At 41.3% G+C, this 20,702-nt stretch carries 20 protein-coding genes and 1 tRNA gene; 12 read left to right on the forward strand and 9 right to left on the reverse strand.

Annotation, left to right across the window (positions count from 1 at the left end; genetic code table 11):
• The first annotated feature begins 41 nt into the window (after window positions 1-41).
• Both tatC and IPM48_11085 read left to right on the forward strand, forming a co-directional pair.
• Entirely contained in the window at window positions 42-860 is an 819-nt protein-coding gene (gene tatC / locus IPM48_11080) for a twin-arginine translocase subunit TatC (GenBank protein MBK9272129.1), read from the forward strand.
• 64 nt (window positions 861-924) lie between these two features.
• A complete protein-coding gene (locus tag IPM48_11085; protein ID MBK9272130.1) occupies window positions 925-1,371 on the forward strand; it encodes a hypothetical protein in 447 nt (148 codons plus the stop codon).
• Window positions 1,372-1,675: 304 nt separating this feature from the next.
• On the opposite strand, the gene IPM48_11090 is transcribed toward IPM48_11085, so the two are convergent.
• Complete coding sequence (locus tag IPM48_11090) at window positions 1,676-2,179, reverse strand: hypothetical protein (protein ID MBK9272131.1); 504 nt, start codon at window positions 2,177-2,179, stop codon at window positions 1,676-1,678.
• A gap of 618 nt (window positions 2,180-2,797) precedes the next feature.
• Here IPM48_11090 and IPM48_11095 point away from each other — a divergent pair.
• The gene (locus IPM48_11095) at window positions 2,798-3,097 is read left to right on the forward strand and encodes a transposase (GenBank protein MBK9272132.1); all 300 of its coding nucleotides are present in this window, start codon (window positions 2,798-2,800) and stop codon (window positions 3,095-3,097) included.
• The gene (locus IPM48_11100) at window positions 3,094-3,984 is read left to right on the forward strand and encodes an IS3 family transposase (GenBank protein ID MBK9272133.1); all 891 of its coding nucleotides are present in this window, start codon (window positions 3,094-3,096) and stop codon (window positions 3,982-3,984) included. The genes IPM48_11095 and IPM48_11100 overlap by 4 nt, the downstream gene beginning before the upstream one ends.
• 416 nt (window positions 3,985-4,400) lie before the next feature.
• Here the strand turns inward: IPM48_11100 and IPM48_11105 are convergent, their stop codons facing one another.
• Window positions 4,401-5,300, reverse strand: coding sequence for an OmpA family protein (locus tag IPM48_11105; protein MBK9272134.1), 900 nt, complete (start codon window positions 5,298-5,300; stop codon window positions 4,401-4,403).
• 88 nt (window positions 5,301-5,388) lie between these two features.
• Here IPM48_11105 and IPM48_11110 point away from each other — a divergent pair, with 88 nt between their 5' ends.
• A complete protein-coding gene (locus IPM48_11110; protein ID MBK9272135.1) occupies window positions 5,389-5,763 on the forward strand; it encodes a DUF2237 domain-containing protein in 375 nt (124 codons plus the stop codon).
• On the opposite strand, the gene IPM48_11115 is transcribed toward IPM48_11110, so the two are convergent.
• From IPM48_11115 to IPM48_11125, 3 genes are read right to left on the reverse strand one after another with little or no spacing between them, the layout of a single operon-like run.
• Entirely contained in the window at window positions 5,760-6,461 is a 702-nt protein-coding gene (locus tag IPM48_11115; GenBank protein MBK9272136.1) for a hypothetical protein, read from the reverse strand. The two genes, IPM48_11110 and IPM48_11115, sit on opposite strands and share 4 nt — an antisense overlap.
• 38 nt (window positions 6,462-6,499) lie before the next feature.
• A complete protein-coding gene (locus IPM48_11120; protein MBK9272137.1) occupies window positions 6,500-7,624 on the reverse strand; it encodes an AI-2E family transporter in 1,125 nt (374 codons plus the stop codon).
• Between the two features lie 34 nt (window positions 7,625-7,658).
• Complete coding sequence (locus IPM48_11125; GenBank protein MBK9272138.1) at window positions 7,659-8,741, reverse strand: branched-chain amino acid aminotransferase; 1,083 nt, start codon at window positions 8,739-8,741, stop codon at window positions 7,659-7,661.
• A gap of 76 nt (window positions 8,742-8,817) precedes the next feature.
• Between IPM48_11125 and IPM48_11130 the strand changes: the two genes are divergently transcribed.
• Window positions 8,818-9,258, forward strand: coding sequence for a hypothetical protein (locus IPM48_11130; protein MBK9272139.1), 441 nt, complete (start codon window positions 8,818-8,820; stop codon window positions 9,256-9,258).
• Complete coding sequence (gene rdgB, locus IPM48_11135) at window positions 9,255-9,833, forward strand: RdgB/HAM1 family non-canonical purine NTP pyrophosphatase (GenBank protein MBK9272140.1); 579 nt, start codon at window positions 9,255-9,257, stop codon at window positions 9,831-9,833. The genes IPM48_11130 and rdgB overlap by 4 nt, the downstream gene beginning before the upstream one ends.
• On the opposite strand, the gene IPM48_11140 is transcribed toward rdgB, so the two are convergent.
• The 4 genes from IPM48_11140 to IPM48_11155 form a co-directional block, all read right to left on the reverse strand.
• A complete protein-coding gene (locus IPM48_11140) occupies window positions 9,824-10,693 on the reverse strand; it encodes a UbiA family prenyltransferase (protein ID MBK9272141.1) in 870 nt (289 codons plus the stop codon). The two genes, rdgB and IPM48_11140, sit on opposite strands and share 10 nt — an antisense overlap.
• 44 nt (window positions 10,694-10,737) lie before the next feature.
• Window positions 10,738-11,403, reverse strand: a complete 666-nt coding sequence (locus IPM48_11145; GenBank protein ID MBK9272142.1) for an SdpI family protein — start codon at window positions 11,401-11,403, stop codon at window positions 10,738-10,740.
• A gap of 1 nt (window position 11,404) precedes the next feature.
• Window positions 11,405-11,665, reverse strand: a complete 261-nt coding sequence (locus tag IPM48_11150) for a winged helix-turn-helix transcriptional regulator (GenBank protein ID MBK9272143.1) — start codon at window positions 11,663-11,665, stop codon at window positions 11,405-11,407.
• Between the two features lie 242 nt (window positions 11,666-11,907).
• Window positions 11,908-11,982: transfer RNA gene (locus IPM48_11155), tRNA-Glu, on the reverse strand.
• A 99-nt stretch (window positions 11,983-12,081) separates the two neighbouring features.
• On the opposite strand from IPM48_11155, the gene gap reads away from it, so the two are divergent.
• From gap to IPM48_11180, 5 genes are read left to right on the forward strand one after another with little or no spacing between them, the layout of a single operon-like run.
• Complete coding sequence (gene gap, locus IPM48_11160; GenBank protein MBK9272144.1) at window positions 12,082-13,086, forward strand: type I glyceraldehyde-3-phosphate dehydrogenase; 1,005 nt, start codon at window positions 12,082-12,084, stop codon at window positions 13,084-13,086.
• 10 nt (window positions 13,087-13,096) lie between these two features.
• On the forward strand, window positions 13,097-14,302 hold the full coding sequence (locus IPM48_11165) for a phosphoglycerate kinase (protein MBK9272145.1): 1,206 nt from the start codon (window positions 13,097-13,099) through the stop codon (window positions 14,300-14,302).
• Between the two features lie 28 nt (window positions 14,303-14,330).
• Window positions 14,331-14,906 (forward strand): inorganic diphosphatase, encoded by a 576-nt coding sequence (locus tag IPM48_11170; GenBank protein ID MBK9272146.1) that lies wholly within the window; start codon window positions 14,331-14,333, stop codon window positions 14,904-14,906.
• Window positions 14,907-14,939: 33 nt separating this feature from the next.
• Entirely contained in the window at window positions 14,940-18,446 is a 3,507-nt protein-coding gene (locus tag IPM48_11175; protein MBK9272147.1) for a hypothetical protein, read from the forward strand.
• A gap of 22 nt (window positions 18,447-18,468) precedes the next feature.
• Entirely contained in the window at window positions 18,469-20,679 is a 2,211-nt protein-coding gene (locus IPM48_11180) for a S46 family peptidase (GenBank protein MBK9272148.1), read from the forward strand.
• Window positions 20,680-20,702: the final 23 nt, after the last annotated feature.

The raw sequence follows: 20,702 nt of genomic DNA on the forward strand, positions 1-20,702 counted from the left end.
GTCTTGTAGAGTGTATCTTTGCGGCGCATTCGAAATCACCGATGGGAATATTGAAAAACATGCTGTCTCCGGTCAAACAACCGGGAGTAGAGGAGAAGGAAATGAGCTTTCTGGAGCATTTTGATGCCTTGAGGAAGCATCTTTTCAGAGCCGCACTTTATATTTTGTTGGTGGGTATAGCGGTCTTTACCCAAAAGACCTTTGTTTTTGACACCATCATTCTGGGCCCCACCAAAGAAGATTTTGCGACTTATCGTTTTTTCTGCAGCCTTTCCGAAGCCCTGTGTTTTAAACCCGCACCCCTTGAAATTTTTACGAGAGATCTGGGCGAACAGCTGACCATCCACCTCAAGGTCAGTTTCTTTTTGGGTTTTATTCTGTCTTTTCCCCTGGTGCTAAGGGAAGTCTGGATGTTTGTCAAACCTGGATTGTATCAAAAAGAACAAAAAGCTGCTCGTTGGGTGGTGGAGGTTTGTTCTTTGTTGTTTTTGACGGGCGTGCTGTTTGGTTATTACATTGTTGCACCATTTTCCATTAGTTTTCTGGCATCCTACAATGTAAGTGATTTGGTTAAAAGTTCGGCGACCCTTGGATCAATCGTGGATTCAATGACGATGTTTACCATCTCTACAGGTTTGGTATTTGAGCTTCCATTGGCGGTTTTCTTTTTGGCCAAACTTGGCATCATGGGTCCAAAATTCATGAGAACTTATCGGAGACATGCCATCGTACTGATCACCATACTTGCCGCCATTATTACACCTCCGGATGTCACTTCTATGTTACTGATCACCATTCCACTTTGCCTTTTGTACGAGGTAAGTATTATCATTGCTGCAAGAGTATTTCCAAAAGAATAAATAGTAAAGAATAAATAGTAAAGAATAAATAGTAAAGAATAGAAAGTAGTATTTATAGATGTCAATGAAAAGAATATCCTCTGCCTCCACTCTGATCTGGGCACTTTTTATCCCGGTGAGTTGGTTTGTATTGTTTTTTAGTTTTGGATTAGGGATCACATTGACCGATGGCGACGAGTTCAGTTTTATGGATGCCAATTTGTTCAGAGGCATTTATTGGATTCTTTTTTTGTTCTTTGGAACTTTGATTTATTTTAGTTTTTTTCGCCTCAGAAGGGTGGAGCTCGATGCTGATTTTGTCTATGTGACCAATTATTTCAAAACGATTCGCATTCCCAGGGATCAGATCAAATCCCTTCTCTCCAAAAAATTGCCTTTCCGCCTGTTGATTAAAATGTCTCTTTATCATCGATCTTATTTTGGTCAGCACATTTATTTTATTTGTGACAACGACCATTACCTGTATTTGCGCAGAGAACTGGGGATGGATTCCGCTGAATTGGAATCCTAAGCAGCCATTTCTTCTCTAGTGTGTCTTGCGATGAAGGATCAGAATAATTTTGAACATCCATCCCATCTGATATTTGAACCAATATCAATCTATATTAAGGATTTTATGCATCCTTGATTTTATAGGATTTGCTTGCCTTGTCTGGTTAAAGGGAAATTTCAGAGATTATAAAAGAAACTTTTTTCATTCCATCTATAGGATGAACTGCCCGTGAAGAGATGGGCAAAGCTCTAATATCAAAAAATGGATACAGCGATGGTAGTATCTTGTAGCCAGTCGTAAAAACCGGGTCAGTGGCTGTTTTTTAGTCGTATAGAAATGGCTCTTCCCCTTCTGCCATTTTTCTTACGTTTTCAAGTACTTGTTTCATATACCGCTTATAAAAAACATGTGCAAAAAGCCATTGAAGTGGAATGAAGAAAACACCCTTTCCATGAATGGTATAATCGTAATTGATATGTATTTTATTTGGTTCAATTTCAGTTGTTGTCCACTCAAATGTGAATTTCCAGATGTTCAACATCCAGGATTTGAAATTTCCAACTTCTACTTTCCAGTATTTGTTTTCAATGCGTTCAATAATTTCATCCGTTGAAATCTCTCCTCCTTTAAAAGTGATCGATTTTCCCGCATAAATATTTTTTATGGAGCCGACCTTACCCCATTCTTCGTCATTGCTTGTCTTCGTTACTTTTGGCATAAGTCCAAATCCAGTATGTACTTTGGTGACATCGCATAGAATGGGTGCTTTAAATGCTCTTTCAAGAGAGCAATTGTAATTGGCTGTGGTGTAAATTTTAAACTCCATCTTTCAAATTCCTAAACTTAATAACTTCATGGTAAACAAATTAATAATTGGTCAATTCATCTGGCAAAGAATTTATAATTCAATTGCCCGATCTTGCTTCATTCTACCTGCCGACACTGAGCTACAAATCATTCACAAGGTAACAATAATAAAAAAAATGATCTAATTTGTATAAAAAATAGAATTGGTTTACCTTTTTCAACTGTTTTTTAATCCTAGAGCACTGCTTTGTCTTGATCAAAGAGAGTCCCCGTTTTCTCCAAAAACTCCGCTTTTCACTTTGAGATCATTGCAGGATTAAATCAAAATCATGGCTTAAAAAAGCCATAAACCATTGATTATTAATGCCTTTACTTGCTACTTTGGCTTTGAAGGCGCATGTAAATTTGCGTCTTAACTTTTTTATAAGTTTTGTAAATTTAAGCGTTTTTTTAAACTAAGCCCATGGTTTCATTTTTAGGGCATTAGAATTAGCGTAGCCAGCGATTAGGAAATCAACACAAGTAAACTGGAATTATATGCAAATAAGTGATTCATAATATTAAAATTTTATTATAACTCCAATCCAATTGAAGTGGTCCAAGAAAATGGTACACAAATCTAACTTAAATTTGTGTTATGGATCAATCAAAGACAAACAATCGGAGGAGGAGGTACGATACCGAGTTTAAGCTTAATGCCATTCATTTGCTCGAATCCGGGAGGAACGCTAGCGAATTAGCTGATTCTCTTGGCGTTAGTAAGCAAATGCTTTACAATTGGCGTAGTCAAATCAGGATTACCAGGAATGCTTCCGTCCAGCCAGGAACAAATAATCCTTATACTGAACTTGAACAGCTCCGTAAGAAATTAAGGGATGTTGAAATGGAAAGGGATATTTTAAAAAAAGCCTTGAACATTTTCAGCCGGCAGACATGAAACCAAAAGCTGAATTTATCCAGAGTCTAAGCGGTGTGTATCCTACTAACAAGCTTTGCAAGATGATGAATATTCCAAGGAATACTTTGTATCATTTTATCCACAGGAGGGATTCTCCCACTAAACATTTGGGATTAAGAGACCGAATAAAATCCGTATTTGACTCTCATATGAATAGGTATGGAAGTCGTAGAATTAAAATGGAATTAGCCGTAAAATATTCAAAAAATGTTAGCCGCCATTTGATTCGCAAATGTATGAAGGAACAAAATTTGAAAGCAATCCAGCCAAAGAGTTTTGTTCCAAAAACAACTGATTCCACCGGGACCAAATTTCCTGCACCCAATTTACTTCTTGATTTTGGAAAGGCGCAAAAACCAAATGAAGTATGGGTTGGTGACATTACCTACATTCCTTTAAAGAATGGCCAATGGGCCTATCTTTCAACTTGGATTGATACTTATTTGCATAAAGTAGTGGGCTGGGATGTTCAGACTCATATGAGAAGCGAACTGGTTATTTCAGCCTTCAATAAAGCAAAACTGAAATGCATCCAAAATAAATTAAGTGTGATTGTCCATTCTGACCGAGGAACGCAGTACTCTAGTAAAGATTTCAAAAATGCCATTAAAGGAAATAGACAAAGTATGACTCGCAAAAACGAAGTTTATGACAACGCAATTGCCGAATCATTTTTCTCAAGGCTCAAATGCGAATGCATTAGAGGTACTGTATTTGATGATTTGGATCAATTAAGATTCACTCTGTTTGAATACATAGATGGCTATTACAACACAATCAGAAGGCATTCATCCATTCAATACTATACACCCTTAGAATTTGAAAATATTTATTATTCGAAAAATCAATTCACTCATTGCAACTAATATGGAAACAAAACATGACTTTGCATTTTTACCCTTAGACGAGGACCAAGCTTATTGCGGACAAAATGTCAAGAGTTCCGCCGACCTCTTTATTCTGTATTCTTCCGGCGGAACTCGACTTGCTCTTGACATTTTGGGAGCAATGCTTATCTTTGTCGCAGGGGTAAAATGTGTACTAATTTTATTTTTTAACTAAATTAGATCAGTGTCCCATTTATTGGTACCATGTCATATCGCTGGTAGAGGCATCATGAAAGTTGTAGATTTAAAATAATGTATCTTCTGGAGTTCCTTTTTTTTGAGGACTTTCCGGAATGGAGAGAAGCTGTTTAATATAGCTCAAGCTAGATTAAAGAAAAAATGCATCCCGAAATATTCTCCAGGATGCATTCAATATTTTAATTAGGATCTGCTGTTTACTTCATCTGCTCGCTGAGCTTGAAGAACTGGTCGAGCTTGGGCAGAATAATGATCTCGGTCCTGCGGTTGATCTTCTTGCCATCGGCGCTGCTGTTGCTGGTCTTGGGGCTGTACTCGGCCCTTCCGCCCGCTGTCATCCTGGCCGGGTCGATGTTAAATTTTTTCTGAAGCAGTCTCACCACCGAGGTGGCTCGCTTGGTGCTGAGATCCCAGTTGTCCGCAATGCAGTCAGTATTCATGGGCACATCATCGGTGTGACCTTCTACAAGAATGTCAAGATCTTTATGGTCGTTGACGATCTTGGCGATCTTTTCCAAAACAGAAGTCGCTTTGTCATTGATCACCGCACTACCGGATTTAAAAAGCATTTTGTCAGAGAGACTGATGTACACCACACCTTTCTTTACTTCGATGTTGACATCATCGGAGGTGACATCGTCGAGAGATCTTTTGAGATTCATGACCAGGGCCAGATTGATGGAGTCTTTTTTAGCCACCGAAGAGGTAAGGTCTTTGATATACTTGTCCTTTTCATTCATGGCTTCCAGAGATTTGCGGATGCTCTCTGCACCGGCCTTGCTCACCACGGACATGTCAGACAAACGAAGCAATAAGTTGTCATTGTTCTTTTTCAGATATTCTACCTGCTCTTCAAGGGTCCTGATTTTGTTTTCTTTTTCCCGCGTTGTAGAAGTCATGTCATTGATCTTGGTCTTATACTCAAGGATGACCTCGTCTTTGGAAGCCTGACAATCGGCGACCGCTTCTTTGCATTTTTGCAATCCCGCTTTTAAGTCTTCAATCTCTGCCTGAGAGGCTTTGTATTTCTTAGAGCTTACGCAGGAACTCAATAGTATGCTGAGAGCGGATATTAAAAATAAAAAATTTTTGTTCATAGGAAAAGAATTAAATGAATTTGAATAAAATTAGAACTGCAAAATTAAACCATTGTTTATTAGCTAAGCTGTTAATTTGTACTTAATTATGGAAACAAATCCCAAAAATGTATTTGGTCATGACATCCAACCTTGCAGCATGAATCCTCTGACAGGATTCTACCGCGATGGTTGTTGCACCACCGGAGCAGATGATCTTGGTTTGCATTTGGTGTGTATCATTGCTACCGCTGATTTTCTGGCCTTTTCCAGAAAAAAAGGAAACGATCTCAGTACGCCAAGACCGGAATATCAGTTTGCCGGCCTCAAGCCGGGGGATCGCTGGTGTTTGTGCGCCCTCCGTTGGTTGGAGGCCCATCAGGAAGGAATGGCACCTACATTAATTCTCGAAGCCACCAATGAAAAAGTCCTCCAACTGATACCATTTGAAACGCTTCTTGAATATAAACACACAGAAATCTAAGCAGATCCATCCTTGGGTTGTTCGGAATTCCTGCTTTCCTTGCTGAAGTATTTTTTGATAATGCCTTCTGCCCAATCTTTGCTGCCCAAACCAAATGAAATGGCCAGGGCCAATCCGATCGAGCCAAAAAAGATTGAAACGATATTGGTGATGATGTTTTCACCAATTCCCATTTGGGTCAAAGCGATGGCAACGGTAAAAAAAGCAATGCTGTAAAATACCAGCTTGCTGATCAATTCCGGATTTTCAAAAGAATTGTCTTCCATGCTGCTATAGACCAGACTGCTCACAAATTCAGCCAGATAAAAACCGATGATGATCAAAACGCATGATATCAATACATTGGGAATAAAGAGCAACAATTGGTTGAGCAAATCAGAGACCAGCTCCAGGCCAAGGTGGTTGAAAAAATTGACCATGACAATCAACATAACCGCCCAAAAGCAAATTCTGGAGAGGATGCCTGAAAATCCATTTTTAATGCCTCTTTTTTCAAGAAAGCGATGCACTCCTGATTTTTTGGCCAAATTGTCGATACCGAGGGCGTGGCTCAATCTCAATACAATCCATTGGATAATCTTGGCAATGACCCAACCCGCAAGCAGGATCATCAAGGCATTGATCAAACTAGGGATGTACATCAAAAATCCCTGACTTAAGTTGTAAAAACTGGCTTCAATGTCGTGGATGAGATCCATGGATGGCAATTTTAGGATGCAATATTAATTAAGATTTTTCAATTTTTGCCAGAGTTGCTACTGCTCGAGCTCATGTCTTCCGTAATTTTGCGCACCAACTTAATTTCACTCAGAAAGACACGGGCTATGACCCGGAAGATGGTATAGACCGGAATGGCGAGTACCATGCCGATAATGCCTTCCACCCTCGCTCCAATCATGATGACCAGAAAAATCTCCAGGGGATGGGCCTCCATTCTTTGTGAAAATATGTAGGGCTGTAAAATGAAATCATCGATTAGCTTGACCACGGCAAAAACGAGCAGTACCTTCGTTAGCAAAGGAATGGTCTCCTGAAAAAAGTCCAGTTGCAGGTTGGAGGAAATGGTGAGGAGACAACCAAAAACCGCTCCGATGAGGGGGCCTAGGTATGGTATGATGTTGACGATTCCATAGAAGAAAGCAATCAGCAAGGCGTTGTTGATTCCAATCATTCCAAGCAAGGTGCCAATCAAGATCATCAGGATGCTCATTTGAATGGCCAGGCCTCCAAAATATCGGCTCAGAAGCTGGCTGACATCATTGATGACTGCCTGCACTTTGGGTTCGGATTCCGTGGATACTGCAGCCAAAATCATTCGGCTAAACAAACCTTTTTCTTTGAGAAAAAAGAAGGAAATGAAGATGATTGAAAAGATGGCAATCAATAAGGAACCTGCGCGCGACAGCATGTCGCCGAAAAAGGAACTTATCTTTCCGGGATCAAAATAGGCTCCCAGGAATCTTTGCAATTGCTCAGAAGCGCTGGGGCTGGGCTCAAGTCCCATGGATCTCAGCCAGCCATTGATCATGTCGATGGGTTGCTGGAGGGCCAGAGAAATGCTGTTGAAATCTACTTTTGATAGCATGACTCCCTGACTGATTAGGATCGGAATAAAATACCAGAGAATAGATCCTATCAATGAAAACAAAAGCACCAGAATGAGAAAGGCTCCCACAGGTTTGCCCCATGAGAACCGGTCGATTTTGGTTTTTTTAAGTAGGAACTGTAGTGGTGGCTCACCTAGCATGCTGATCACCCATGAAATGAGGACATAGCTGACCACCTCGCTAAAATAACTGATGAGCAGGCCTACGACCACCAGAATGACTACAGAGATCAGGTATTTGTACCAGTCTTTCACAAAAGATCAAAAGGCTATTGCCTCCAAAGGTTTTTTAAAAACTATGGGCCAATGCCTCAGAATACACCGGATAAATCCAATGGTGGGTATCAGGGATGCGGCCCTTGCGAATGCCGTTAATCTCTGATTTCAACATGGGCGATATTTTATATTCATCCGGATTGAGGAGCATGTCTTCGCCTTTATAGCCAATTCGGTTGACACTGGCAACAACCGCAGCGGTTCCTGCTCCGAACACTTCCTGGAGTTTTCCTTTTTGATAAGCTTCATGGATTTCAGAGATGCTCAAGGGTCTCTCTTCGACAGGAATTCCTTTTTCGCGGAGCAGGGTGATGAGACTGTCCCGGGTTATCCCTTTTAGGATGGTGCCACTTAGATTGGGTGTTATGGCCACACCATCAATCACAAAAAAGATATTCATGGTACCCACTTCCTGCACATATTTAAATTCCTTGGCGTCCATCCACATGACCTGGTCATAACCTTTTTGCTTTGCCAGTTTAGCGGGATAAAGGCTCGCGCCGTAATTACCGGCTGCCTTGGCTTCACCCACACCACCGTCACAGGCTCTGACATATTTTTCTTCCACCAAAAGACTGACCGGCTTGCTGTAGTAAGGCCCCGAAGGCAAACACATAATCATCATTTTGAAATGGTCTGAAGATCTGACTCCGACAAATTCGTCCGTAGCCATCATCACAGGACGTATGTACAAAGCACTTTCTTCATTTTTTGGAATCCATGCTTTGTCAAGAAGTATTAGCTTGCTCAATGCTTTCACAAAGAGTTCCTCAGGAAATTCGGGCATGCACATTCTCCTGGCAGATACATTCAGTCGCTTTGCATGGTCGATCGGTCTGAACAAAAGTGGATTTCCATCCTCATCGATGCTCGCTTTCATACCCTCAAAAATAGCCTGACCATAATGCCAGGCCATGGTGGCAGGATGAAAAGGAAGTCTTTGAAGGGGGCAGATTTCCATGTTGATCCATTGCTGTCCATCAAAATCTGCGACAAACATGTGGTCTGTAAAAATTCGTCCAAAAGGGATGTTGTTGAAATCCAGTTCAGCGATTCTGCTCTCCGGTGCTCTCCTTATTTTTATTCCTGATTCCATGAATTGGTTTTGTACAAATGTAGAGTTAAATTTACTTTTACAGCTTAAAATTGTTTTAAAGTTTTAAATTTTCATTTTGAATCTCTACGCAGCATCCATACAAAAGTACAATATTCCCAAAAGCCTTTTAGGAATTGACGAAGTCTTGCTAAAATCGCAAAATTTAATTTTGTGTAACTATCAAATTGAGGAAGAAAAAACAATGCTTGATTTTTTGCAGAAAATTGAGCAGGCTGTGTTTGGCAAAAGCGATCTGACCGCAAAGCGGATTTTTTTACAGAAAAATCAATTTTTCAAAGTCAGTGATTGGATCAAAGGATCTCAGGCGCGCAGTCTGATCAGTTTTGGCCTGCCTCCGTCGCAGTTGTGTTTACAAGGTTTTTCGCAACAGCATGTACGATACCAATGGTGCGGATGTCAATTTATTTTTGCGGAGAATTTGGAAGAATATTTTCACCTTCCTCAGAAAAAAGCGATGCTGTGGTCCGCTCTGCAAACTTTGGAATTGAGCTCATGATAGAATTCATTTTCGCATCATCCAACACCCACAAGTTGACTGAGATAAAATCAATTCTCCCGGATTGGATTCGTGTCAGAAGCATGTCAGAAATTGCTTGCGCCGTTGAATTGCCGGAGACAGGACACACACTGGAGGACAATGCACAAGAGAAGTTGATGGCATTTTACAAAATCGTTGGGAAGGATTGTTTTTCAGAAGATTCAGGATTGGAAGTGGATGCACTTGGGGGAGCGCCGGGAGTTAATACGGCCATTTACAGCGGAAGCCGGAATGCCATGGACAACATGGAATTGTTATTGTCTGAAATGAAGCATATTGCCAATCGCCGTGCTCGTTTCCGCACCGTAATCGCACTCCATTTGCGGGGTCAAATCCATCTGTTCGAAGGTAGGGTGGAAGGGATGATTGCTGAATCAATGGCAGGAAATTCAGGTTTTGGATACGATCCGATTTTTATCCCCAATGGATATAAGCACACATTTGCCCAACTGCCGGAAGAAATAAAAAGCTCGATCAGCCACAGGGCGGAAGCGGTGCAAAAAATGTGCAGATTTTTAGAATCTTACAAATAAAAATCCAATATGGTCATGGCAGCCAGAAAAATGCTGGCCACTCCGTTGGTCGTGAAAAACGCCAAATTGATTTTTTCAAGAGAATGATCTCTGATGATCCAGTGTTGGTAAAACAATAGAAAAAGAAAACCTGCAGTGCCCAACCACATCCAGAGCTGAAGTCCGTAGTCGAGATTTAAAAAGATGGCGCATGCCAAAATGCAAAGAGCACAAATGATATGAAGAAAAGAAGAAATCAGCATGGCCTTGCCAATGCCAAATCTGGATGGGATAGAATACAAATCTTCTGATTGGTCAAATTCGATGTCCTGTAAGGCGTAAAGCACATCAAACCCGGCCACCCAGGCAATGACAGCAATTCCGTATAATACAGGAAGCACATCAAAATGGCCGGTGACAGCAATGTATGCGCCTACCGGTGCCAGCGAAAGACCAAGCCCTAAAAAAACATGGCATAGCCAGCTAAAGCGCTTGGTATAGCTATATCCCAATACAATCAGTAAGGCTACGGGCGAAAGATAAAAACAAAGTGGATTGAGAAACCAGGCAGAGGTCATAAAAGCCAATGAATTGATGATGATGAAAATGATCGCTGCCTTTGGTGATATCACACCGGAGGGAATTTCCCTGCTGGCAGTGCGCTTGTTTTTGAGATCAATCAGACGATCAGCCCAACGATTGAAAGCCATGGCAGCATTTCTTGCCGTGATCATACAAATTATAATCAGGAATAACTCCCTGTATTGGATGGTGCCAAAACCGTCATGGTGAAGTGCAATAAAAAAGCCCAGCATGGCAAAGGGCATGGCAAAAACGGTATGGCTGAACTTGACAAGCGATAAAAAGGAAGCAATTTTCATGGATAATCCATCAATAACGCTCTTGACCTCATTCGGTTGTTGCCTTAGGATTGATTTTGTACTGTCTTAAGTTGTCTGAACCTCCAGTATGAATAAATGACACTGTACAAGACCATGATAATCAACAAAACCATCATTGCAGGAAATCCATATTTGGCTTCCACAAATAATCCGATCAGGACCATCAGTGCACCACTTCCCATCCATACATATCCGCTCATATAGTGGGTATCTTTCCAGACCGTTTCATTTTCGAGGGTCCAGGGTGTGCGGATTCCAACAAAATAATTGGGCCTGATGGTCTTGAGATAATTTCCAAAGGCCAGCAGGAAAAGTCCTGTGATGATAATTAAAAGGGAGCTTCCAAAAAGACTGTCCTGATGAGCAGCAGAATAAACAATGGCCAGGTTGAGACCTACCACCAAACCAATTAATAATATCCGCAATTGCAGGTATTTATCCCCCATGAGGCTGATTTTTTTTCGCGGATCAATGGAAGGGATGATCAGCAGCAAGAGGTAGATAAACAGAGGCAAGCCGACACTTAGGTAAATGAGGTAATTTTTGTGCCCCCATTTGTCTGCTTCACCTTGAATATTCCAATGGGTGGGAACCCGATCAGGGATCTCAGCCCAAATGGTTTGCAGGTAAATGGCAGGAATAAGGCAGAGCGCCAACATCAAGACTTCTTTGGTCAAATTTGTTTTCATATCAGTTTTGTTTGTTTAGTTTAATAATCCAATGGAGCAAATCCTCCAAAACGCTGGTGTTTAAAGAATAGATCAGGTGTTGTCCCCTTCGCTCCATGCTAATCAGACCGGCGTTTTTCAGGAGGTCCAAATGATGGGAAACACTTGGTTTTGACATGTTGAATTGGTCCGCAATTTGTCCAGCGGACAATTCTCCGGATTTGAGCAAGTCCAGAATCTGTCTGCGCGTAGCATCGTTGAGGGCTTTGAACAAGAGATCCATCACTAACCACTTAAATATTTAGACAAATATCTAAATAACTTTTGAAATAGAAGAAATTATTTTTTAAACCCAGCCGATTTTGGTGCTTTCGGTCAGGATATCGAAGATTTAGGCGCTCTCAATGATTCTTTGGCTGAACTCAGGTGTCTGGAAATCAAACTTGGGGGATTTTGTCCATTCGAGGATTAAGGAGGGTCTTGATAAGTCTGGCTTATAATAAAAAAGCCGGTCTGAAACCGGCCTGGTACCCCGTAGGGGAATCGAACCCCTCTTACAAGAATGAAAATCTTGTGTCCTAACCGATAGACGAACGGGGCAGATTTTCAAAAAGAGCTGCAAATATAGCTGTTTTTCGGTTTGCACTAAACTTTTTGTTCGATTTTGAATTTTTTATCGGTACAATTGGTAGTCAATAAATTATGAAAAAAAGAATCGCAATAAATGGTTTCGGAAGAATAGGCAGATTGACCTATCGGGCGCTGAGGCATCATTCTCAGGTAGAATTGGTAGCCATCAATGATTTGACAGACACCCAGACCCTTTCTCATCTTTTAAAATACGATACTGCCCATCGCAGATCTAATTTTGAAGTGAGCCATGGATCTGATTTTATCATGGCTGGTGATCATAAAATACTCGCTTTTTCGCAAAAAGATCCTGCCTTATTGCCCTGGAAGGATTTGGGAATAGACATCGTTTTGGAATGCACAGGTATCTATCTGACGGCCGAAACTGCCGGAACTCATCTCCAATCCGGAGCCAAAAGAGTGATTCTTTCCGCACCTCCGAAAGATGATAGCATTCCGACCTATGTGCTGGGGGTCAATGAAAGACAGATGAATGCAAACCAACAGATCATTTCCAATGCCAGTTGTACCACCAATTGCCTGGCGCCTGTGGTAAAATTTGTGGACGAAACCTGGGGTTTGGAATTTGCCAACATGATCACCATTCACGCCTATACCCAGGATCAGAGATTGCAGGATGCTCCGCACAAAGATTTGAGAAGGGCCAGAGCGGCTGCACAGAATGTAATTCCAACGAGTACGGGTGCCAACAAAGCGGTGGCGGCAGTTTATCCTGCGATTGCCGGAAAGCTGATGGGCTCTTCGTATCGGGTGCCTGTGATCACAGGTTCTCTGATTGAATTGTTTTGTAAAATAAAATCGAACGCAGACACCGAGGCCATCAACGCTGCTTTTAAAGATGCTTCGGAAAACCATCTCAAAGGTATCTTGAGGTACAGTACTGACCCTCTGGTCTCAAGTGATATCATCGGAGATCCTCACAGCGCAGTGTTTGATGCGCCCCTGACGGAATACAAGGATGGCTGGCTTAAGCTCACGGCCTGGTACGACAATGAAAGTGGGTATTCTCACAGATTGGCAGATATGTGTACTTTGTTGGCGGGATTAATTTAAATCAGGATCAATGAAAGATTGGAATTTGAAATCAAAGAAAGTCATCATCCGTGTGGATTTTAATGTACCCATTGATGCGTCAGGAACCATCACAGATGACACCCGAATCGTAAAAGCACTTTCCACGATATTGACTTGTCTTGATCAAGGCGCAAGAGTCATACTGATGTCTCATTTGGGAAGACCTTTGAAATCATTGTTGCCGGATGGAAGCCTTGACAAGGCAAAGTTTTCACTTCGGCCGGTCGCAATAAAATTGGCTGAAATTTTAAATCATAAAGTTCATTTTGCAGAAGATTGCGGCGGAGAAAATACGCAAGCGAAGCTGCAAGCTATGACGGATGGAGAGTTGCTTCTTTTGGAAAATACAAGGTTTTACAAACAGGAAGAAAAAGGAGATCCCGCCTGGGCAGAATCTCTTTCCAAGCTGGCTGAGTACTATATCAACGATGCATTTGGATCTGCCCACCGAGAACACGCCACTACAGCCACCATCGCCCGGTATTTTGACAAACAACACAAGGCATTTGGCGAATTGATGAGAGCAGAGTTAGACAATGCGGCAAAAATTCTTGTAAATCCTCAAAGACCTTTGACCGCCATATTGGGAGGTGCCAAGGTGTCAGATAAAATTGAATTGATTTCGCATTTGATCGATTTGTGCGATCAGATTCTGATCGGTGGGGGAATGGCTTATACTTTTTTTGCAGCACAGGGTTATGAAATAGGAAAATCACTTTGCGAAGAAGACAAGAAAGATCTTGCAATGGAATTGATGTCAAAGGCCAAAGCAAAAGGTGTAAAATTGGTACTTCCTTTGGATTCTGTGGCTGCGGATCGATTTTCCAACGAGGCCAATATTGTGGTAACAAGCGACGTCAGCATTCCTGATCAATTCATGGGACTTGATATAGGCCCCCGCACAGAGAAGGTTTTCGGAGAATTTATTTTAGGATCGAAAACACTAATTTGGAATGGCCCTATGGGAGTTTTTGAAATGGAGAAGTTTGCGCATGGGACCGAGACCATTGCACAGAGCGTGGCAGAAGCTACCTACAAAGGTTGTTTTACCTTGGTGGGTGGTGGTGATTCTGTGGCAGCCATCACACAGTTTGGTCTGGAGGATGATGTATCTTTTGTGTCAACCGGTGGCGGTGCGATGTTGGAGTTGCTGGAAGGAAAGGAATTGCCAGGAGTAAGCGCCATGAATTCTTAAACGAATTGGTTTTTATTGTTTCATTGAAATGAGCAAAAATCAACTTCTAATTTCACATCCCTGGCACGGAATTGCTCATGCCTGGAATGGAAAAACCATTCAGGCTGTTATTGAAATTCCGAAATCCGAGCGCTGCAAATTTGAAATAGATAAAACATCCGGATTGCTTAGATTAGACAGGGTCTTGTCTGCTTCTTTTGAATATCCTGTCAATTACGGTTTTGTTCCACAAACTTTGGAAGAAGATGGAGATCCATTGGATATTTTGGTACTTTCAAAGTATTCTTTACCCTCCTTGTGTTTGGTCAATGTCAGGGTATTGGGAATACTTTTGATGAAAGACAGAGACAAATTGGATCACAAACTAATAGGTGTTGCTGACAAAGATGTAACTCAGGAACATCTGTTGTCTATAGACGATCTTTCGGTCCAGTTTAAAAATGAATTGTTGCATTTTTTTAAGGAATACACTGTGCTTGAAAATAAGAAAGTTGAGGTGGAAAAAATCGCAGATTTTGAAACGGCGGTTCAGCACATCGGTAAGTGCATTGATCTATATCGGACAAGCTTAGTCAAAGACCGGGATATTTCAGACCTGGGTTGAGCTTTTTTCCTTAATTTCGCTCAAATTTTTGGCATGAAGTCTATTACATTTTCTTTATTTATTATAATTTCTTCTAATATATTAGTTGCTCAAAAACAGAAACTTCAAAAGTTTATCGAAGAAGGCCATTCGTTCAATGAAATTTATCAGAGAGCAGATCAGATGATTCGTCTGCATCCGCTCGAAGATCGCAATTACCGGAAGGAATTTCAAGATGGAAAGCATGACAAAGAACTGCAGGACAATGATCGTCTGAGATTAGAGCGTTGGGCCTGGTATTGGAGAGATCGATTGAATGAAGACGGAAGTTTTCCAGACCTCCAAGCCCAACTTGAGGTATATAAGAAAGTCAGATCACAATCCAACTATAGAAACAGTCCGGTCTGGAAACATGAGGGACCCATACGAAATACAGGAGGTTATTGGGGAATGGGTAGGACGACGCACATTGATTTTCATCCCAGTCAAAATGCCACATTTTTTGTGGCAGCACCCAATGGTGGATTGTGGAAAACCACAGATGGAGGAAGGAATTACGTTTCACTGGGTGAGGATTTGCCCCAGCAACCGGTCGGTGTAGTGATCGTGGATCCAAAAAATGCGAACAACATTTACATCAGTCTGGGAGAGAAAGAAGGTTGGTGGCAATATGGTTTGGGTGTGTATAAATCCACCGATGGTGGACAAAGTTGGAAAACCACGGGACTTAGTTGGAGACTTACGGAGAACAAGGTATTGTTCAACATGGTGATGAATCCTCGCAATTCAAACATTTTATTTGCAGCGACCAACAATGGACTTTATAAAACATTTAATGGTGGCAATTCCTGGGTGAAAGTTTTGAATGACAATTATTCTGATGTGGTGTTTAAGCCAGGCGATACATCGGTTGTTTATGCGGCAAAGAATGATTACTGGGGAAGTTGTGAAGTGTATAAATCCACCGATGGAGGCAATAATTTTACCCAGGTTTCAAGTTTCAATACCCAAAAGGCTTTTTTGAAATTTGCAGTGACCGAGGCTAGTCCGAATTGGCTGGGTGTGAATGCAAGCCAGGACAATGCCAAAAGGTTTTTCTTATCGACCAATGAGGGCGCAAGTTTCAATTATGTATCTGATCTTCCGGAGAATCTGGTCTTCTTTATTTCCCAAATAAATCCTCAAGTCATGTACACGGGATTTGTCAATGCTTTCAAATCCACCGATGGTGGTAAGACCTGGAATCAGTTGACGCATTGGCATGGTGGAACGCCATATCCGGAAATTCATGCAGATCAAAGATACATGAGCTGTCATCCCAGAAACAAAAATGAAATTTATTTTTGCAATGATGGGGGAGTGTACCGTTACGATGAAAATACAAACCAATGGACAGAGTTGGTGAATAATTTACCGATCACCCAATTCTATAAGATGGCCATTTCAAACACCAATCCACCGAGTATCATTGGAGGCAGCCAGGACAATGGTGGGTTCATCCGAAGATCGAATGGTACCTGGGGAAATACGAATGGAGGGGATGCAATGTGGCAGGAGATCGATCCGACCAATGCCAACATTGGATACACTGAATATTGGGGCGGCACAGCCGTTTATCGCACCACCAATAATTTTTTTAACCTTACTGAAATCAATAAAAACATTCCTGGGGCACCACAAGGCCAATGGGTGACACCTTTTGGATTGAATCCAAAAAATCCAAAAACTTTTATCATTGGATATCACGATGTTTTTGTAAGTTACAACAGGGGAGATCATTTCTCAAAACTGAGCAACAATTTGACCGGAGCAGAGGACAAGGATTTGAGGGTTGTGCGAATCAGTCCTTTGGACACTTTGACCATTCTGGCTGCACAGGCCAACATGGTTTACAGGACCTATGATTATGGCAAAAACTGGCAGAAAACCAACCTCACCCAATCATTTGAAATCACCGATTTGTGTTATCACAGCAAGGACACCAATCGGGTATGGCTATCCAGATCAGGACTTGGAAATGTCAAAGTGATGGAGTCCAAAGACCGCGGACGCACCTGGATAAACGCCACGGGCAATTTTGTCAATACACCGGTGCTGGCACTTTGTTACGACGAAGCGAGCAACATTCTTTTTGCAGGAACTGATATCGGTGTGTTTTACGCAGAGGTAGGAAACTGGAATTGGCAATACTATGGGATAGGCTTACCCAATACCTCTGTGACGGATCTTGACATACACCAAGCCACCAGAAAATTGTATGTTTCTACTTACGGGAGGGGATTTTATTCCATCGATCTTCCGGAGTGCTTTCCATTAAATGTTGAGATAGCTACTCAACTTCCCGATGGTACTTTTACAGGACAAGATTCAATGCAGTTTTGTGTTGGTCAGGACATTGTTTTGAAATGCAATACAGCACTTACTCAAGGCGAGTTTAAATGGACTGGTCCCTTGAATTTGGATACCACCCTCCAACAAAATCAAAGCATATACATTGGTCGTGCTAATTTATCCAGAACAGGAAATTATCATTTGACCTACACTTCCAATAACGGCTGTGTACGCACTGACATGATTTATATTAGGGTCAACAACAACCCGGTAGCCAGAGCGCGTGCTGATTTTCAGATTTTGGATTGTCATCATGATGAGATTACTTTGAGTTCTTCAAACCAGTCAACTGACTTTAGATACCATTGGACTTTCGGAGGCCAATTTCTTTCCGATAGCAATCTGGTAAAAGTAGATCAGGTAGGCTTGTATTACTTAAAATTGACCAATTCCAGAACCTCCTGTTTTGTCCTTGATTCAATTTACATCAGGAAAGTAGAATCCCCTTCATTTAATTTGTTTAAGAAGGATGCCATTTGTTTTGGCGATTCCTCCGGAACATTGGACTGGTCGGTGAATGGCGGCTTGAAACCATTTTCTTTTGCATTTTCTGATGAGCGGCTGAAAAATCAAAAGACCAATCTCAACGCCGGAACCTACCGAATAGAACTAACAGATTCTTTAAATTGCACTGAATTTATTGAGTTTGAAATCCAACAGCCTTCTGCCATCCAGATTCTTGAAAGTATATCGCATGCAAAATCAGGAAATGATGGAAAAATTGTGCTGACAGTTTCGGGTGGAACGCCTCCTTATGTCTTCAAATGGTGGGATGGTCAAAATCAAATAGGAGATCAGTCCACCTTGGAAAATTTATCTCCTGGAATTTACCATTTGGTTTTGATCGATTCCAATCATTGCGAAAGAAATGTTGAATACAATGTCCTGGATGCCAGTTCTACGCAACAACTCGAAGAATTGGCTACTCGGATTTTCCCCAATCCGGCAAAAGACTTTATCAATGTGGATTTAAGCAAGTTGGAATTATCTGGGTTGAGCTATCAGTTGGTCTCGGAAAAAGGAGTAAACGTGTTAAAATCGGGCCTGCTCATTCCATCACAAATCAATCGGATCAATGTTGGCCAACTTTTACCGGGAATATACATTATTCGGATTTTAGGTCCTTTGGGAAGTTATGATTTTAAATTTAGCATAGTCACTTCCAGATAGAATGGTCCATTAAATTTATTGCATGAAAAAAAATACTGTTATTTTAGTCACGGTTTTATTATTGTCGTTCAGCCATTTTCTTATTGCAGGAGAAGGGATGTGGTTACCTCATCTCTTAAAAACCCTTAATGAAAAGGAAATGAAATTAATGGGAATGAAGATGTCTGCTGAAGACATTTATTCCATCAATAAAGGATCACTCAAGGATGCCATCGTACATTTTGGAGGTGGTTGCACCGGAGAAATGATTTCGTCAAGGGGATTGCTTCTCACCAATCATCATTGTGGATACGGTTATATTCAATCTCATTCTACAGTACAGCGAAATCTTTTGAAGGATGGATTTTGGTCGAGCAATCTCAGCGAGGAAATCCCATGCATAGGTCTGAGTGCAACCTTTATTGTAAGAATTGAAGATGTGACTGCTCAAATGCTCAAAGGGATTGATTCAAGCATGAGGGATAATCAAAGGAGATTATTGTACGATCAGAATCAAAATGAACTTTTAAAAAATTTTAAAAAAGAAAGTTATCAGGACCTTGTGATCAGAGGATTTTACCATGGAAACCAGTTTTTTGCTTTTGTGACAGAAACTTACAAAGATGTCCGTCTTGTCGGCACTCCTCCAGAGTCCATCGGAAAATTTGGTGCGGATACCGACAATTGGGTATGGCCCAGACATACAGGTGATTTTTCACTGTTTAGGATTTATGCCAATCACGACAATTTACCGGCTGAATATGCCGAATCAAATAAGCCTTTGGTACCAAGACATTTTTTGCCTGTGTCGATGAGTGGCGTGGAGGAAGGTGATTTTACCATGGTGTTTGGATTTCCGGGAAGGACCAATGAGTACCTGACAGAAGAAGGTGTAAGGCAAATCACTGAAGTGCAAAATCCGGTGAGAATCAAAATAAGGGATGAGGTGTTAAAAATTATGGACAAGTACATGAGGTCGGAAGAAAAAGTAAAAATTCAATACAGTTCCTCCTACGCTGGTATTGCCAATGCCTGGAAAAAGTGGATCGGAGAAAGCCAGGGAGTCAAGTTTACAAAAGGATTGGAGAGAAAGGCCAAATGGGATCGGGAATTTCAAAATAGGGTGGACCAAAATCAGAAATGGGAAAAATACCGCCAACTTATTCCGGAGTTGGATAAAAACTACCGTTTACTGGAACCTCTTGCCCTTGCAAAGGAATATTATGCCGAAGCCTACCAGAGAAATACCCAAATTTACAGTTGTTACAACCGAATTAAGAAATTGTCAGAAGTTTACGAAGGGCGTGGAGAAGAAACTTTTTATAAGCGAAAACAGGAAATGTCAAATCAATTGGATCAATTGTTTAAAGACATGGATTTGCGGATTGAAACCGAAATATTTTCTACGGTCACTCAGATTCTTCATGGTGGAATAACTACTGAGCTTATGATGCCATACCTGCGTGAGCAAATTCTTTTGGCAAATTCTGATTTCGTCCGCTTTGCAGAAAACCTAATAGGTAAAAGTCAGTTTACCTCCGTCGAAAAATTGAATAAACTGAATGCACTTGAATATAAAGATTGGAAGGCTGCAGTTTTGGAGGATCCATTGTGGAAATTTTACCACGAACTAAATTACTTTATAAACTATGGCATTCAGCCACAGGCCACCGTCTTGGAGGAAAATATTTCTGACCTCAGAAGAGTGCATATGGCTGCATTGCTTGAAGTTTTCCCGGAGCGAAAGTTCTATCCGGATGCCAATTCTACTTTACGGGTCACCTATGGCAAAGTAGAAGGATTCAAACCCCGCGACGGAGTTAGCTACAATGCCCAGACGTATTTGGATGGAGTGTTGGAAAAATATGTGCCCGATGATTATGAATTTGATGTGCATCCAAAGTTGATTAAATTATACAAGGATAAAGATTTTGGCAGATATGGAGAAAATGGAAAAATGCCACTGGCATTTATTGGATCCAATCATACCACGGGAGGAAATTCAGGAAGTCCGGCGATTGATGCACATGGCAATTTGATTGGCCTTAATTTTGATCGGGTTTGGGAAGGAACGATGAGTGATGTGAATTATGATGTTTCGATTTGCAGGAACATTATGGTGGATGCGCGATATATATTATTCGTCATTGACAAATTTGCGGGAGCCACTCATTTGGTCGATGAAATGAAATTGGTTTACCCCAAGAAGAGCCGCGCTAAAAATTCTAAAATACCATTAAAGAAAGCTTCCTAGGATAGCCATATTGGCTGAAGGAA

The sequence above is a fragment of the Saprospiraceae bacterium genome, assembly GCA_016715965.1.
Lineage (GTDB): Bacteria > Bacteroidota > Bacteroidia > Chitinophagales > Saprospiraceae > Vicinibacter.